Origin of the sequence: Bartonella sp. MM73XJBT.G, from assembly GCF_028618435.1 — a bacterium.
In the GTDB taxonomy this organism is placed as follows: domain Bacteria; phylum Pseudomonadota; class Alphaproteobacteria; order Rhizobiales; family Rhizobiaceae; genus Bartonella.
Genome location: NZ_JAQISW010000010.1, coordinates 31,697 through 49,074 on the forward strand (window position 1 = coordinate 31,697; position 17,378 = coordinate 49,074).

Sequence of the window (17,378 nt, forward strand, 5' to 3'; positions counted from 1 at the left end):
TATATACATAAAACAAATTTATACGTATAAAGTAAGAATTTAATTAAGATAATACTTTTGATAAAACCATTATAAATTGCAAAAAAAAGCCTTCAAAGATCTTTATACTTATTTTCAAATAAAAAAACATTAACGAAATGATTTTTAATTTTTACTGATATATAAAAAACATTTCGCAGTCCTTTTAAAAAGGAAAAACATCCATTAAAAGGCTTTTAACTTTAATAATGCGGACAAAAATACATTTATTATTAGCAAATATTATTAGAAAAATAATCTAAAAATAGCTAGAAAAGCACCCATGAAATCCCCAACGGATAAAGAAGAAAAAACTGCTTTAATACCTATCCTCCTCCAAAAAGCTGCATCTGAAATTGCAGAAACTTTTTCAACTTTCCCAAAAGACAATCCATCCTGTCCTTCAACATCATGGATAACAGCCCTATCTACCGCTTCAACAACAACAATTTTTTCTAGTGTAGTAACAATTCCCACTTCTTGAAATTGATTTTGTACAAAACTTGCATTCCCCTCCACAGTTTGTACAAAAAAAAGCATAAATAGTGTAAAAATAATTGAACACACACGACTTTCAAATATTTTAAACATAATTTTCTTTGCTCCTCTTTTTATTTACTAAAAAAGTAAAATAATATTTTTATACATAAAAAATAAACTTATATATAAGTTTATTAATATAAGTAATAATAAAATATTTCATTGAAGCGTATATCATATTATATAATATATGTAAATAAATAAAATTTACACATTTTAAGTATAAATTATTATATAATATAAATTATACAAATAGATTTAATTGCAAAAAGTTTTAAAAATTATAATGTTTAAATAATTAATATAAAAATTATATGTTTATATTATTATAACAATATAAATAAATTTCATCATAATTAAAAACATCGATATAAAATAAATATATAATTATGAAGTAAGAATTTAAATAAGACGAATTTTTGACAAAACCATTATAAATTACAAAAAGAAGCTACAAAATCCTTATCTTTATTTTCAAATAAAAAAACATTTCGCAGTCCTTTTAAAAAGGAAAAACATCCATTAAAAGGCTTTTAACTTTAATAATGCGGACAAAAATACATTTATTATTAGCAAATATTATTAGAAAAATAATCTAAAAATAGCTAGAAAAGCACCCATGAAATCCCCAACGGATAAAGAAGAAAAAACTGCTTTAATACCTATCCTCCTCCAAAAAGCTGCATCTGAAATTGCAGAAACTTTTTCAACTTTCCCAAAAGTAAATACATTTTGTCCTTCAACATCATGGATAACAGCCGTATCTCCTGCTTCAATAACAACATTTGTTTTTTAGTGTAGTAACAATTCCCATTTCTTGAAATTGATTTTTTACAAAACTCGCATTCCCTTCTATAATTTGTACAAAAAAAAGAATAAATAATGTAAAAGTAAATGAACATACGCGATTTTTAAATATTCTAAACATAACTTTATTTTCTCCTCTTTTTCTTCACCAAAAAAAGTAAAATAATACTTATATATAAAAACAAATGATACATTATATGTAGTTCATAATATAATACATTATGTATTACATGTAAAGAGATAAAAACAATGTAATTTAAATTTTAAAAATAATAACAACAATACTAAAAAGTTTCTGAATGGTCTATTTAAGAAATTTTATTTAAAAATCAAATGACTGTAAAACATAACGAATACAATTGATAAATACCTCATATTACGAAAAAATTTACCAAAATAAAATGTATCGCTAATATCTATACTATTATTATTACCTAAAACTTTAAAAATATTTATAAATATTAGAGGTAAATTATGCTTCTTATAATAGAATTATTTATCATTGATAATATGAAAACATTCCATTATTTTTATCACTCTAATTTAAAATAATAAAAATTTATCAACTTTCATAGCAAAATAAATATCAAAAAAACAAATTTAAAAGATTATAAAATAAAAACTGTCAATATAATAATACTTGCATATTATTGAGCTAAGAAAAAGATGAAGTGCTTCTCAAAAAATCTTTTATTATATTCCTCATTGATATGGAACAGTTTTTTTCTTGGTAATGCGGAAAAATAAAATCACGAATAGATAAAAAAAGCGATCTAAAATAAATATATCTCCAGAAATAAACTTTAAAAGTCTGTCCTATTTTTGACAAAACAGTTATAAAGTGTAAAAGAGTCATCAAGATCTCTATGGTTAAACAGAAAAAACATTAACAAAATGATCTTTAACTTTTATTAATATATAAAAACATCCCATAGTATCTTCAAAAAAGTTGTTCAGCCCCCCTATCTCATACAGCGTAATGCATTGAAAATTTTAATTTTCAAAATTAACAAAACGCACTTATAAAACAAATCAACTTATCAGATTTATAAAAACATTATAAGCAACACAAAAGTGCTAGAAAACTACTTAAAACCAAATACTAAGATAGTCATAAAAAATGAGAGCACCTCCCAAAATGCTAAAAAACAACTCTCTTGCCTAACTTTCATAAAAATTAGCTGATTTTCTTCTTCAATAGAATAAATCACAGCCATATCTATATTTCGATCTACTATATTTTTCTCTTGATTAGTAAAAAATAATTCCCTTTGAAAGAAATATTTAGCAATATTTATATGACTTTCTGCACATTGTGTAAAAAAAATAAATGCTATAAATATAGAGCAATAAAAATTATTTTTTAATATTTTAAACATTATTTTATATTACCATATTTTTCTTTAAATAAAAATTAAATTAATAATAAAAACTGTAAAAGTAAAACATATTTCTTAAAAAAAACTATTTTATACATATAATAATACATATACTATATTTAATACAAGTGTCATTAACACCTGAATAAAAAAGTTGTGTAAATATTTTAAGGAAAAGTGATAAAGTAACCTGTGAAAAATCGGGGTTTAAAAAGGACTAGCTGCAAGATAAACAAATTAAAAAGATAATCGTCAAAAACCGATATTGATCAACCAATTTATCAACAGCTCATCTTAAAAGCAAAAGACTGATTTATAATCATGATTCATTGTTTTGCATGTTGAATGAAAGACCACCTGACGATTATAAGTTTTCCTTAATTTTAACGCTGTTTATATTGAACCAATCAAATTTATTTGCTTACAAATCACAAACGAAAGTAATGTGTAAGGCGAAAGTGGTAAAAAAGAAAAAATACACTTATAAGGTACTTTAAGCACCAAGTGCTGTTGCAAAAATCGGAAGATAACAAAGTATATGCAGTGCCCCCTTTTTACTTAAAAGGTTTAAAAATGATCATATAAAATTGTTTTGCTATTATAGGGATTTACCGTTATACTCTTCGATATGCAGCGTTACAAAATAGGCTTGAATACTTGCTTTTTCTTTAAAACAAACAGCTTGCAACGCAATGGGATTTTGCTTATCCTGATTTTAATGGTACTTCTTCTTTATCATCTGATCGCTCATCAAGTTATAAACGCATCAAGCTCTCTGTAATTTCGCACCGCTGCGCATCGAAGGGTATAACGGTAAATTCATTAAGCATCACCATCTTGACACTTCATAAAAGAACAAACCGGCACCATCACACACTTTACCAGCCGCCTGATATTGTGAAAAAAGATCTTAGCACTTGAGATAGTTAATCAGAAGCTTACCTGTATAGTTTCACGCCTCACAGCTAATCTACTTGTGATGTACAAAAAAACATGGTTTTATTCACTCAAAATGGAACAGATTTGGAATAAAAAAAGTCTTATAATTTTTTGAGACTCACACATTCAACATGAAAAAATAAATACTCTTTATAAATCAATATAGTGTCATTATGTGATTTCATCTTATGTAAATTCTTCTCATTACATTAATTTTTTCTTCATAAACACTAAAATCTATTAAAACATTATTCAAAGTAAAATAAATTTACAAACATTTCTATTCGTTTTGTAAGACATCTCTATAAACTTGAATTCAGAATGCGAGAATCCTGATTAAAACCAAAAACTATGCCATCCTAGCCTTCACACCAACATAAATGCTTTGGTTATCCTTTCTCCATTGGCAAAAAGAATTAATAAAAAATTCTTACAAAAGTTATTGATCTTTAGAAGGAATAGCGCATATTCCATCAAAACTGTGTTAGCTTCTCTCAATAAAATCTTCACTATTTTTAATAAAGCTCTCATTTTTAGAGTATCCCTATGGAATGTAAAAATACACCTATTTGCGTTTTTCTTATAGATAGATTAAATAGTGACAGAACCTTTTGATCACTTTATCTATATAAACTCCTCTGTTGGGCAATAATTTATGGTATCTAACACGCCTTTTCTCGCTCTTTTACCTTTAGGCGCACACGAATATCACGGAGAGCACCTTCCCTTTGAAACCGACTGGATTATCGCTGAAGCTTTTGCAAAAGCCCTCACGTTAGAAACAAAAGAACAATTTCATATCACCCTTTTACCGGTTGAGAAAATTGGCTATTCTATAGAACACATGGATGTTACAGGAACACAAACCCTGACCTTTTCTGATGCGATTAAGCGCTGGATAAAGATTGGTGAAGACTGCTATCACAAAGGGATCAACCGTCTTCTTCTTCTCAATGCTCACGGAGGCAACTCACCTTTAATAAGCATTGTTATCACCGAATTACGAAGGCGCTTTTCAATGCTTGCTGTAGCGACAAGCTGGAGCCGTTTTGGTTTACCACAAGGTCTGATAGATCCTTCTCAACAGCCTCTTGATATCCATGGTGGTTTTATAGAAACCTCTCTCATGCTTTATTTAGCTCCAGAAAAAGTTCATATGGAAAAGGCAAAAAATTTTCATAATAAACAAGCGGATATGATTGCCAATTATCGCTATTTACGTGCTTATGGTCCTCATGCCTTTGGCTGGACAATGCGTGATCTCAACACGCAAGGTGCAGCAGGAAACGCAAGCAAAGCAACACCTCAAGCCGGTAAAGCTATCTTTTCTCATGTTCTATCTCAGCTTCATGATTTACTTGATGATATCAAGCGGTTTAATATAAATACATGGCAGTAAAGAACAATAAAAGGTCTCTCCATGGAAAAGATACCCCTAACAAAACTTCCTGTTACGGTTCTTACAGGCTATCTTGGTGCAGGAAAAACTACTCTTCTCAACCGCATCCTTAGTGAAAATCATGGCAAACGTTATGCTGTCATTGTCAATGAATTTGGTGAAATTGGGATTGATAATGACTTAATCATTGAATCAGATGAAGAAATTTATGAAATGAATAACGGCTGTGTTTGCTGCACTGTACGTGGCGATCTCATTCGTATTCTAGAAAGTCTGATGCAACGTTCTCATCGATTTGATGCGATTATTATAGAAACAACAGGACTTGCTGATCCCGTTCCTGTTGCACAAACCTTTTTCATGGATGATACAGTCCATGAAAAAACAACGCTTGACAGTGTCATAGCGGTCGTTGATGCAAAGCATTTTCCCATTCAACTGAAAAACAGTCGTGAAGTTGAAGAGCAAATTGCCTTCGCAGACATCGTTCTTTTAAATAAGATTGATCTCGTTACGGCACAAGAACGTGCCCATGCAGAATCGCTTATTCTTGCTATTAATCCTCGCGCTATACTCTATACAACACAGCGTACCAATATTCCTCTTGATAAACTTCTCAATCGTGGTTTCTTTGATCTCCAACGGACTCTAGACCATGAGCCTCATTTTCTTGATCACGAGCATAAAGACCAACCTGAAGATCATGTGTGTGGTCCCAATTGCCATCATGATCATCATCATCACACATCTACCATTCATGATATTACCGTCACTTCTGTAAGTTTAAAAACAGGTACCCTACAACCAGAAAAGTTTTTTCCTTGGATCCAACAGCTTACGCAGCAACAAGGACCTGATATCTTGCGTCTTAAAGGCATTATTGCCTTTCAAGGAGATGATGATCGTTATGTCATTCAAGGCATTCATATGCTTCTTGAGGGACAACATCAACGCCCATGGCGTGAAGATGAAAAACGAGAAAGCCGCCTTGTTTTTATCGGACGCTCTCTTGATGGCGAAAAATTAAAAACTGATTTTGAAAATTGCGCATAAAATGAGTGACAATGCCAAACATTATCCATTATGATCTCAAAAGTTACTGCCTTTCCTGTGGTTTTATAGGCAATAAACCAGCCTTTGTTTCCGTGGAAGGTTTGATTGTTTTTTTAACCCCAACCCCACAAATCTTTGAAGTTCATAAAGGAATAATTTCAAGTCATTTTTCCCATGACAATACTGCAATCATTACAGGGGGAGAAGATGGAAAAGTCTGTCAAACAACAGCTAATGGACACACAGAACTGCTTAGTCTAAAAGAACGCAAATGGATAAATAACGTTGCTTTTGGTCCCCAAAAAGCTTTTGCCTTTTCCTCTGCTCGTCTTGCATTTGTGCATGTTAGAAAAGAGCAACAAGGGCTCCCACATGAGCGCAGTGTAGAGGGTCTGGCTTTTGCCCCAAAAGGTTTACGGCTTGCCGTTGCCCATTACAATGGCGTTACGCTTCATTGGCTCTCAACACAAACATCTCCCACAACATTGGTATGGAAAGGCGCTCATTGTGGTGTGACCTTTTCACCAGACAACCGCTATGTCATTTCCACGATGCAAGAAAACGCCTTACACGGCTGGCGTCTTACCGATCATCAACATTTACGGATGAGTGGCTACCCAAGTAAAGTCAAAAGCTGGTCTTGGAGTGCAAAAGGAAAATGGCTCGCAACATCAGGTGCTTGTGCTGCAATTGTTTGGCCCTTTCATACAAAAGAGGGCCCCATGGGAAAAACACCCTTAGAACTTGGAACACGAGCAAATGCACTTGTTAGCACCGTTTCATGCCATCCAAGCAAAGAAATTGTCGCCATAGGTTTCAATGATGGAATGATTTTAGCGGCACATTTTCGTGATGGAAAAGAAGTCCTTCTAAGAAGGGATGGGAAAAGCGCTATCTCAGCACTCAATTGGGATCAAACAGGACACAATCTCACCTTCGGCAGTGAAAATGGTGAATGTGGTATGATCAATATCACTGATTAAGCCAAGCACCAACAAGTACAACTATCCCTGATTGAAATACCCACGCAATCCTTTAGAAATCTGAACCCCTACCCATCTATAGAACTCACAGAAATTCCAAACACCCTCCCCAAATCCCCAAAGTCTTTATAATCATGAAGCCTTCCATCTTCCTCTCTCCCCCCTTTAAACAAGACAAGACCTTAAACAAGTTTTTGACCTTTTAAACATTGTTTTCTCCATACAAGAATATCATCTATAAGACCGCCCCCATCCCTTATAAAGCCAACTTTCTCTATAATAATTTATGCCATAGGCTGCACGCTACCATAAAGGCACATTTCTTAAAACTTCAGCAAAACATAGCTTCTATTATCACCCAAAAAGCTTTTTTATTCCTACGATTAAAAGAAGAGGACTCAAAACTATTTTTCTCAATAAAAATTTTTTGACCGCTACTCCATACCTCAAAAAATAAAATTCCTTACCAATTCTGATCAACAATGCAGCTTCTTATCTAGACATATCAAATCGGTTTAATAAAGGGGTGTTCACTGTTTTACATGTCGAGTGAAACCCCTTAAAGTCATAAAATTCTTTCATTTCAAATCTATTTATATTAAAGTGACCAAAACCATTTGCTTGCACATTACAAACAGGGGAAATCCCGTATCCATACAAAACATTCAAGAAAAGATTAAACATGCCTCTTATGTAGTCTTTCAAATGCTAAAGTCAGTGCAATATTGAAAGCCTAGAAAATAGAATAATGATGCCCACTTATTATAATCTATATCTTATCAAAGTTGCTCTTGGCATCTATTATTTTCAAAAAAGAAAAAATACCCTTAAAAACACAATTAAGTATCCTTTATTTTATGGTAATTTAATCTCAAATTCTCTCAGTATTTTCTAAAAATAAAAGTATTTATCTAAAATCTCCAAGCAAACATCTTAAAAAATATGCATATTGACGAATATAAACGTGAATACAGTTTATATTTTTTTCTCTCAAATAAAATTCAAAACAATATATAAAGATCACAAAATCTCAACGTTTGATCTAAAAAACGAATAAAGAAACAGACAAAATAATCCTAAAAAAATCTTAAGAAAAACGCTAAAAAACAGTCCTAATCCTACTATATATTAATACAGACAACCATCAATACTGCCTCTTTTGAAAGATTACGCAACAAAGCTTTCAGTATAAAAGATTTTCATCACATTCATAATGAAATCTTTCCTCATATCACAATATTAAAACTTGTAAAAAAATTTCTCATTACACAGAAGAAAGCATCTTGAGTAACTTCAATCATCAATCAAAGAAATCATTTTTATACTTTAAAAAATAACCATATTGGTGAGGGAGTATAAATTATAAGAAATTAAAAAGGCAGAAAATTTTTCTGCCTTTCCTATAAAAATGCACAATGGAACTCTTTTAAAAACGGTGACGCAATCCAGCAGAAAAACTCGCACCAGAAAAGCCAACTTTTTTAAGCCGATGCTGATAAGTGACATCCCCATAAAGCGAAAATTTTGAAGAAAGACGTGCATTAAACCCAAGTCCTGCTTCCAAAGAAGAACCAAAAGAACCTAACTGGAAATCATCTTTAAAAGAAACAAATTTCTTATCTTCAAAATTATGCAAATAAGAAAACTTACTATAAAAAGAAACCTCTCGTCCCTCTTCCACAACACCAAGCGTCTTGCTTAAACGCCCACCAACACGCCCCATCCATTGATGAAATTTTCCCAAATCAACATCAATATGATCAGCATCATATGCCTGATTAAACTGAAGATGCTGATAAATAACCTGAACCTGTGGATCAAAAACAACACCTTTACACCCTATTACAAACGTTTTGCCACTCGTTAAAGATCCACTAAACTGTTTCCCCTTTAACGCCATAACCTTGCCTCGTGCAAGGGTCAAAATATCTCCCTTAAAAAGACCATAGGATAACACACCATCGATATACAAACCTGTATCATGCTGTAGACTTCCATAAGCCCCAACAGACCATTTATCCAATGTGTTTTTTTTACTTTGTTCAACCTCCTGAGGATGTAGAGAAAGTTTTCCATAGTTTCCCAAAGCCCCAAAGAATGTACGGGTATATAAACTTTCCATCTCGTTTAACAAAACACCTGCTTGAAAGGCATTATAATCCAGCTCAGCACTATAGCCATATTCAAAATCAGATAAATTGGAAGTATAATGATGGCTTGCCCCATAAGCATGCAGAAAAAAGGCTGTATTTTTATTCTTTTCAGAAAAATAATAAAAAGCACCCCGCATTGTCTCTAACATCTTATTTTGCGGTGTCATCTCCATCAACCCCACTTGGAATAAAGCATTTGGCAAAAGGAGATACGTTGGCAGTTGAGGAACAACAGCTCTAATTCCTTGTTCAGCCTGCCCATTAAATGGGACAGAAAGATGAGATGAAGGCTCAACAGGAGCAGAAGGTTTAGAAGGCTTTGGTTCAAGGGGTAGAGAAGGAGAATCTGTAGATGAAGGAACGACCGGAACAGATGGCTTAGATGGCATAACCTCATCACTAGAAGTCTCAACGGGAACAGAAGGCATAGGCACAGTAGAAGGATCCTCTGGAGCCGTTGGTACAGAAGGAGGCTGAGGTGAAATGGGTTTAAAAGGAGTAAGTGTAGAATCCGTAGGAGAAAATGTTTCAGATGGGTTAGATCCTTCAGGCAAAGAAGGTGTAGAAGGTATAAGTGGAGGCTCAACAGTAGGTGGTTGTTCAGGCGAAATAGTCTCTGTTGGTCGCTCAGAAGGGGTCTTTTCTTCCTCAGATTGAGGAGGAATAACCGTAGGCGTCGGTTTAGAAGCAGATTCAGAAGAATCTAACTCAGAACCAATATAAACACTTTCGAGACGAAAGTCCCAAAAATCTCCTTTCCCTGCAACCAATCTATTTTGGGGATCCGCATTTCCAGCAGAAGAATTTGGACCATAGCCACGAAGTTTATATTGATAAGGAAAACCATTTACCGTCGTATAACTATTGAGTAACTTAAAAGAATTTTCCTCTGCCATCCCTGCAACTTGAATAAGTGAAACACTTTGACTTCCTTCACTGCCTGCTTCTTTATCTGAAGTTTTTTGAAACTTTTCCATCCCAATGAGGGTGGTTCCCACAACATCCCCATAGATCAAAATGCGATCCGTTTGTTGAGAATTAAATGAACCATCACTATGCATAAATGTGCTCATCTTAATCTGAGAATTACCTTCCGCACTGTATACTTTATTGGACACGTCATTCATACCAGCTGTTTTATTGCTATTGTCTAATGTATGAATATCGTCTCCATTGTTTATTTTGTTTCCAATATACAATGTGTGATAATCTTGAGAGACATATTTCTCAAAAACAACGGTACTATCCAAAAGGCTCAAAGTAGAAAGTGATGAAACCGTAAAGTCTTGTGAGCCTTGATATTTACTCTTAGTAAGATACCATGTTGAACTATTTTTTAACTGCAAATCAATACGAGACCTACCTTCAATGCGTGCTCCTCCTGTAAGAGTCGAAGAATAGGCTTGAACACGAAGAGAAGAATTATTTTCAGCTTTTAACAATAAATCACCAGAAATCTTTGTATTTTCCGATAATTCAAGGATAGCTTCAGCCCCATAACCAGCATCTCCCGTACCATAAACGGCAATCCCCTCTGGAACTAAAAAATTTGTCTTTGATAACTGAACAGAGGCTTTTTCCAGAGCAACACCCTGCGCTCTCAGAGCACTCATATTACCCCATATATCATTAGAATCTGATCCATAGAAATACAGACCATAAGCGCCCTTCCCCTGAATAGAAATATTGGATTTTTCAATCTTAATATTCGTCTTCTTAAATGCATCAGCTAAATTAAATGCTCGCAACAACCTACCTTTATTATTCACATTCCCTGAAGAAATTTTAACCAAAAAACCATGCATATCACTCAGTTCCATAGAACTATTATTCAATTGAACAAAGCCACCTTGAGAGATATCAAAAGCTTCTGGTAATTTATTGACACTTTTCTCACCAACAATAACAGTTTTTTGTTCTCCTTTTCCCTTAATGACAGAACTATCGAAACTATACTCTCCCCCAAAAAGTGATGAAAACGGGCCCTTCCCATTAAAAATAACGCTACTCCCTGATAGTCTAATCTTTGAACCCAAACTGCTAATCAGAGCAATCTCTCCTATACCATTCAATTCTTTCGATGTCGTTTCTCTTGGTGTCGTTTCAATCTTGACACGCACTAAAGCAATATCTGTTCCTTTACCCAATGCAGAAATAGCATGAGAAACTCCTGTAATAGTGCCATCTGTCATGCGAATAACCGCACTTTCAGCATGAAGGGCTGGTATATTCTTAAAATTTGAATCTTTTAGATTAAGACGAGCTCCCTCTTTTGCTAATGCACCATAGCCATATAATTCATCTGCGCTATCACCTGTAACAGTTATCTGAGATGCATCAACAACTGTACCTGCTTTTTCCACATATAGAGCTGAAATAGGAGTAGTGTCAGAAATATATTCTTGAGAATATTTTAAATGATAAGTTTTATTTTCAATCGTATGTTTTTTACCATCATTGCATTTATAAAACTGAGCATTTGGATCACAGCGATTTCCTAAATGAGGAGAATTTGCATGAACACTCACGATTGGCAAAAAAGAAACAATAGCCGTTGTGATAAATAAAAATCTATAATCCCTTAATACATTAACCATAATTCTATTCCCAATTTTTCTTTTTCCCCCCTTCCTGACTTAAAAATAAAAAATACGCGCAATAACACTCACTTAAACAAATGAATAGTGAGAAGTATACAACTTAGATATTCATTTTATACTTAACACAACACTCTGTAGCTTATATAAAATTCAGATTATATTTCATGGACGCTTAAAAATGACAGCGCAACCCGTCTGAAAAAATCATCCCTGAAAAAGCTACTTTTCTAAAATGATGCAGATAAGTGACATCTCCACACAATACAAAGTTTGAAGACAACTGCATATTCAACTCCGCTCCAATTTCTAAAAAAGAACCCAAAGCTCCTCATTAGAATTCATCTCCAAACTGAACACATTGTTTTTTTCTAAAACTATTGGCAAAATGAAACTTTTCATTGAAAGAAACAACTTTTCCCTCTTCAAAAAGCCACAAGCGTCTTGCTTAAACGCCCACACACCAAGCATCAGACACAGATCAAGTTTTCCCCTTTCAATATCAAAACCATCAATATCTAATGTCTTATCAAAGCACACATTTTGATAAACGATCTGAAACTACGGATCAAAAATACGCCCCTTATATCCGCTCATAAATGACTTTCCAGCAATTAATGAAGCCCTCCAAAGCTGTTTACTTCAATGTTGTTGTCTTACCTCTTGCTTGCATGAGAACACCCCTTTTAAATATCCCATAGAGAAAAAGGCTACCGATATAAATAGCTGTGCCATTAGAAACACTAAAGTTAGTCTTTTGAACTGAATTTCTCCAATCCAGCCAATGCCTCTGATTCTATATATTCTTCTTGTGAGGGACGTTCTTTTAAAGTCCTCTCTCGAATTTCACGACCATGAAAAGAAATACTTGAATTCTCAAAAACAACCTCCATGCTCTCCATCACGAGACCATCAATATTTGAAACATTAATCTTACCATCCTTAATAAAAAGAAAATCGCCTTGGCTTTAGTCCCCAAACAGCCTGATTGAAACCATGATCATAGACGCTTATACTTTTATCATTAACCGTGTTCTCACCACTTCCAGTAACGAAAACCTTATCCGAAGCAATCTTCATTTTTTCTCATGCAAATCTTCTTAAAAAATTGTAGCAGTGTTTTTTTAACGCCAAAACCCCACCAATCTCTAACTTCCTTTTTCTCTACCTTAATACTTACCTAACCAAACTTTTTTGCCTTCAAAACACCAGAAAAACTGCTATCAGTATCAGCAGCATCTGAACGAATATCACTCACACCACAACCCACGCTCTTCAAAAGCATCACATCAATAATACTTTAAAAGAAAACGACACGTTCCTGTTCCTTTACATTGTAAACAAAGAATAGAACAGACGCCATAAGAGAACATAAAGATACATGAGGTTTTAATGCTTCCATCACGATTAGTTCTAAACTTCTCTTACTTCATCTTCATTAAAAATCGAAAAAAAAGACCTAGTTCATCGATAGATTATTACCATTATGTTTTTTAACATAATTCTTTTTGGATTATACGTAAAGTTAAAAATCAGAAAAAAACACAATAAGGTCATTTTTTGTGTCTATAGTTTTCACAAAAGATGCATTAAAGAAAAATAAAATTAAAAATGATAGCTTAGTCCACCAGAGAAATGCATTCCAGAAAAGCCAGATTTGGTAAATTTATGCTTATAAATCAGGTCACTATGAAAAGTGATTTTTGTGGATAATTGCGAATAAACACCAAATCCAGCTTCTAAAGAAGAACCAAAAGAATCAAGTTGGAAAGCATCTTTAAAATACACAAATTGTTTATCATCAAAATTACGAACGAAATGAAACGTACCATATAATGAGAGAACCTGTGCATCTTTCATCAATGTCAGTGTTTTGGTTAAATGCCCGCCAATACGCATCCCCCAATGATCTGGTCTTCGCATATCAATATTAAGGTTATCAATATCACGCGTATTATGAAACTGAAGATTTTGATAAACAAATTGAACCTGTGGTTCAAAAATAAAACATCGACAGCTTATCATAAATGTTTTACCAGCGGTTAAGGAAAAACTTAAGGGCTTGCCTCTCAATGCAGCCGTTTTACCTCGCTCACGCGTAAGAACATTGCCATTAAACAAACCATAAGAGAAGAGACCATCTATATAAAGTCCCGTATTATGCTGCATACTCCCATATGCTGTGATTGTCCATTTATCAAATATACTTTCTTGATGTTGTTTCACCTCTCGAGGACGCAAAGAAAGTTTGCCATAATTTCCCATAATGCCAAAAGATGTCGTACTATATACATTTTCGATTTTCTTGAGTAAAACACCTGCCTCTAGTGCATTATAATCAAGGTCGCCTCCATATCCATATTCCAGTGCAGACAAATTGGAAGCATAACGATGATGTCCCCCGTAACCACGCAAAAATAAAGCTGGATTTTCATTAGTTTTCAACAATCGACGAGAAAAAGTTCGCAGTGTTTGCAACTGCTTATTTTGATAACTGATATCCACCAATCCAGCATGAAATAAGGTATTTGGCACAAGAACATAAGTCAAAACCTGTGGAACAATAGTCCTCACATTTGGCCAAAAGTGAGAAGAAAGCTCAAAAATAGGGGGAGTAACAGAAGGCGGGACAGATGAGCCAGACGCAGGTGGAGAAACAACAGAAGGAGTGCGAGCAACAGAGGGCGGGACAGATGAGCCAGATGCAGGGGGAGAAACAACAGAAGAAGTAGGAGCGACAGAGGGCGGGACAGATGAGCCAAACGCAGGTGGAGAAACAACAGAAGAAGTGCGAGCGACAGAGGGCGGGACAGATGAGCCAGACGCAGGGGGAGAAACAACAGAAGGAGTGCGAGTGACAGAGGGCGGGACAGATGAGCCAGATGCAGGGGGAGAAACAACAGAAGAAGTAGGAGCGACAGAGGGCGGGACAGATGAGCCAGATGCAGGGGGAGAAACAACAAAAGGAGTGCGAGCAACAGAGGGCGGGATAGATGAACCAGATGCAGGGGGAGAAACAACAGAAGGAGTGCGAGCGACAGAAGGCGGGATAGATGAACCAGATGCAGGGGGAGAAACAACAAAAGGAGTGCGAGCGACAGAGGGCGGGACAGATGAACCAGATGTTGGCACAACTGGATGAGATGGAGTCATAACTGGAATAACAGGTGCAAGAGAGGAAGGAGGAGAAACAGGAGGAGGACTTGGAATATCCAGCACAAAAACATCAGAAGCATCAGATATAGTTTTAAGATGGGAATCCCTATCAGGAGAATCTATAGAAGAAGAAAGACCTGGCTCCTGAGGCTTTTGCTGAGAATTAGGATCAATAGCCTCCTCTTCACCTCTAGTTATATTAGGATGAGTTTTAGGGAAAGAAGGATCCTCATCAGAAACAGGAGGGTCAATGAAATCAAGAACAGGAAAAACTTCAGTGGGATCAAAAGAGGAAGAATCAACCATTTTACTTTCAAGGCGAAAATCCCAAAATGTTCCAGTGTTTTTAAGCACCCTTTGATTGGAATCTGCCGTCCCTAAAGCAGAGCTTGGACCATAACTTTTAAGATGATACTGATAGGGGGAGTCTTCAAGTGTAACATACCCCCCCTTTAACTGAAAAGAATCTTCAGCGGCTTGTCCATAAACCTGAATAATGGAAATTCCCTGATCATTACCACCCTCTCCTGTCAATGCCCCTGGGCTTCCAGGAACCTTATAAACATCAACTGTTGTTTTTCCTTCAAGATCACCATTGATTAAAAGACGATCAGTTTTCTGATCTTCAAGCCTTCCTCCTTTATCTAAATAGGTATTAAGATAAAGATATGCGTCACCGTACGCTTTATAAACAGTCCCTAATCCTTTTCCGATGAGAAGTGTCTGATAACCATCTGTTGTTTTGGATTTGAGTTCCTCAAAAATAAGAGAACTATCCGTAAGTTCGACCGATGAAATAGAAGAATAATTTCCTAACCTAGAACCAGACACATCAGAGCTTTGTAATTGTCCATATTTTGGTCGCGATAAAATCCACTTTGAACCATTTTTTAACACTATCTCAGCTGTAGAACTTTCATCAACATATGCGCTTCCTTGTAAGGTAGAAGCATCAGCTTCAATCTTGATATTGGAATGTTCAACTGCTTTCAGAAGTGAATCGCCAGAAACTTTTGAATTTTGTAGGAGTTTAACAGAACTTTCAAATTCGTGGCTATAAAGAGCCGTACTTTCTGGGGCCATAAAAGTTGTCTGAGTCAACTGGATTGTCCCTTTTCCAGGTATGATTGTTTTTTTATCATTCAAGACAGCTTGCCAAAAAAAGTGCATACCATGAAATGCTTGTCCTCTTACAAAAACATTGGAATGTTTGATATGAGCAGCATTATGATTATTCCCTTGCAAGACAAGGCCATGAGCATTGTTAACATGAACATTTCCCTTCTGAAAATGAATCATACCTTTTCCTTGAAGCATACTAAAAGCAGAACTTTCATGGTGATTGTCTGTATTTGTTGCCTGTTTTCCCTTTCCTGTTATAGAAACACCCTCTAAATTAAATTCTCCCCCTCCTCCTGTTTGAACGGCAATACCATCCGCAAAGTCAATTTTTCCTCCTTTCATATAGACTTTTGCCCCATTATGACTTAAAAGAGCTATTGCACCAGCAGATGTCTTAATCTCTGTCTTGGTCAAAGAAACAAGCGACTGCTCACTCGAAGCACTGATCCCCATTCTGGTTGCTTTGATCACCCCGTTTTGCATATCAAAAGCGCCATCCTCTTCAATATCGGCTCCTATCGACACATTATTTAACATGGAATTAAATAGAGCAACGCCTCCCCCTTTTGAAGCTTTTACACCTGTTGTCCAAGTGTCTTTTTCAGAGTGTCCATCAGCATTCAAAACACTGTTAATGATTATAGCTTCTCCCTCAATGAGTGTATTTTCTCCTGATGCCTCTAAAGCTGCCTTAGAACTTTCACCCGTGAGTTGATAAGTTTTCCTAGAAATTTCATGTGTTTGACCATCATTACAATGATAAAATGAGGCACTTTCATTACATGAATATTGCTTTTTCTGAGAGGAAACTTCACCGGCATCAGCATTGTGTACAAAGAAAAAAATAACCGTTGTAAAACGACATAAAGAGAGATGATTTTTGAACATAATTTTCTACAAACTTTCTTCCCCTTCTCTAAAAATAAAAAAACACGCGTTCTATTTAATAACGTTAGTTACGCGTGATAGTTAAAATACGTTTTGTGTTTTATATATCCACTATGCATTTTATGTAAAGCCATAATTTAAAAATATCACAATTTTAAATTGTATTATTCACAAAGAGCTCGTAAAAATAGAATGAAATCCCCCGCATCCCAAAGCAGTAATCTCAAGAAAATTTGTAAATTGATAAAAAAGGAGATGACATATTGCCTCATAACTTTATGTTTATCGCGTTCTCTAAGAAAATCACAATCATCATATAAAATAGCCCCAAACAGCATATAGAT

General features: G+C 34.7%; 8 protein-coding genes. 4 read left to right on the forward strand and 4 right to left on the reverse strand.

Annotated elements, in window-relative coordinates:
- Window positions 1-264: 264 nt before the first annotated feature.
- Window positions 265-609, reverse strand: coding sequence for a hypothetical protein (locus PVV59_RS06455; protein ID WP_273755349.1), 345 nt, complete (start codon window positions 607-609; stop codon window positions 265-267).
- A 568-nt stretch (window positions 610-1,177) separates the two neighbouring features.
- On the opposite strand from PVV59_RS06455, the gene PVV59_RS06460 reads away from it, so the two are divergent.
- The 4 genes from PVV59_RS06460 to PVV59_RS06475 all read left to right on the forward strand — a co-directional run bounded on the left by PVV59_RS06460 (window position 1,178) and on the right by PVV59_RS06475 (window position 7,118).
- Window positions 1,178-1,354: a hypothetical protein gene (locus tag PVV59_RS06460; protein ID WP_273755350.1), complete on the forward strand. Its 177-nt coding sequence runs from the start codon at window positions 1,178-1,180 to the stop codon at window positions 1,352-1,354.
- Between the two features lie 2,984 nt (window positions 1,355-4,338).
- On the forward strand, window positions 4,339-5,082 hold the full coding sequence (locus tag PVV59_RS06465; RefSeq protein ID WP_273755351.1) for a creatininase family protein: 744 nt from the start codon (window positions 4,339-4,341) through the stop codon (window positions 5,080-5,082).
- A 21-nt stretch (window positions 5,083-5,103) separates the two neighbouring features.
- Window positions 5,104-6,135, forward strand: coding sequence for a GTP-binding protein (locus PVV59_RS06470; protein WP_273755352.1), 1,032 nt, complete (start codon window positions 5,104-5,106; stop codon window positions 6,133-6,135).
- Between the two features lie 11 nt (window positions 6,136-6,146).
- Entirely contained in the window at window positions 6,147-7,118 is a 972-nt protein-coding gene (locus tag PVV59_RS06475; RefSeq protein ID WP_273755353.1) for a WD40 repeat domain-containing protein, read from the forward strand.
- Window positions 7,119-8,544: 1,426 nt separating this feature from the next.
- Here PVV59_RS06475 and PVV59_RS06480 read toward each other — a convergent pair.
- The 3 genes from PVV59_RS06480 to PVV59_RS06490 all read right to left on the reverse strand — a co-directional run bounded on the left by PVV59_RS06480 (window position 8,545) and on the right by PVV59_RS06490 (window position 17,034).
- Window positions 8,545-11,868, reverse strand: coding sequence for an autotransporter outer membrane beta-barrel domain-containing protein (locus PVV59_RS06480; protein WP_273755354.1), 3,324 nt, complete (start codon window positions 11,866-11,868; stop codon window positions 8,545-8,547).
- A gap of 749 nt (window positions 11,869-12,617) precedes the next feature.
- Window positions 12,618-12,761, reverse strand: a complete 144-nt coding sequence (locus PVV59_RS06485) for a hypothetical protein (RefSeq protein WP_273755355.1) — start codon at window positions 12,759-12,761, stop codon at window positions 12,618-12,620.
- A gap of 712 nt (window positions 12,762-13,473) precedes the next feature.
- Window positions 13,474-17,034, reverse strand: coding sequence for an autotransporter outer membrane beta-barrel domain-containing protein (locus PVV59_RS06490; protein ID WP_273755356.1), 3,561 nt, complete (start codon window positions 17,032-17,034; stop codon window positions 13,474-13,476).
- Window positions 17,035-17,378 lie beyond the last annotated feature (344 nt).

Bases quoted from the DNA above. Each gene is read 5' to 3' on its own strand.
- PVV59_RS06480 (WP_273755354.1), bottom strand. From the start codon at position 11,868: ATGGTTAATGTATTAAGGGATTATAGATTTTTATTTATCACAACGGCT.
- PVV59_RS06455 (WP_273755349.1), bottom strand. From the start codon at position 609: ATGTTTAAAATATTTGAAAGTCGTGTGTGTTCAATTATTTTTACACTA.
- PVV59_RS06470 (WP_273755352.1), top strand. From the start codon at position 5,104: ATGGAAAAGATACCCCTAACAAAACTTCCTGTTACGGTTCTTACAGGC.
- PVV59_RS06475 (WP_273755353.1), top strand. From the start codon at position 6,147: ATGCCAAACATTATCCATTATGATCTCAAAAGTTACTGCCTTTCCTGT.
- PVV59_RS06485 (WP_273755355.1), bottom strand. From the start codon at position 12,761: ATGGAGGTTGTTTTTGAGAATTCAAGTATTTCTTTTCATGGTCGTGAA.
- PVV59_RS06465 (WP_273755351.1), top strand. From the start codon at position 4,339: ATGGTATCTAACACGCCTTTTCTCGCTCTTTTACCTTTAGGCGCACAC.
- PVV59_RS06490 (WP_273755356.1), bottom strand. From the start codon at position 17,034: ATGTTCAAAAATCATCTCTCTTTATGTCGTTTTACAACGGTTATTTTT.
- PVV59_RS06460 (WP_273755350.1), top strand. From the start codon at position 1,178: ATGAAATCCCCAACGGATAAAGAAGAAAAAACTGCTTTAATACCTATC.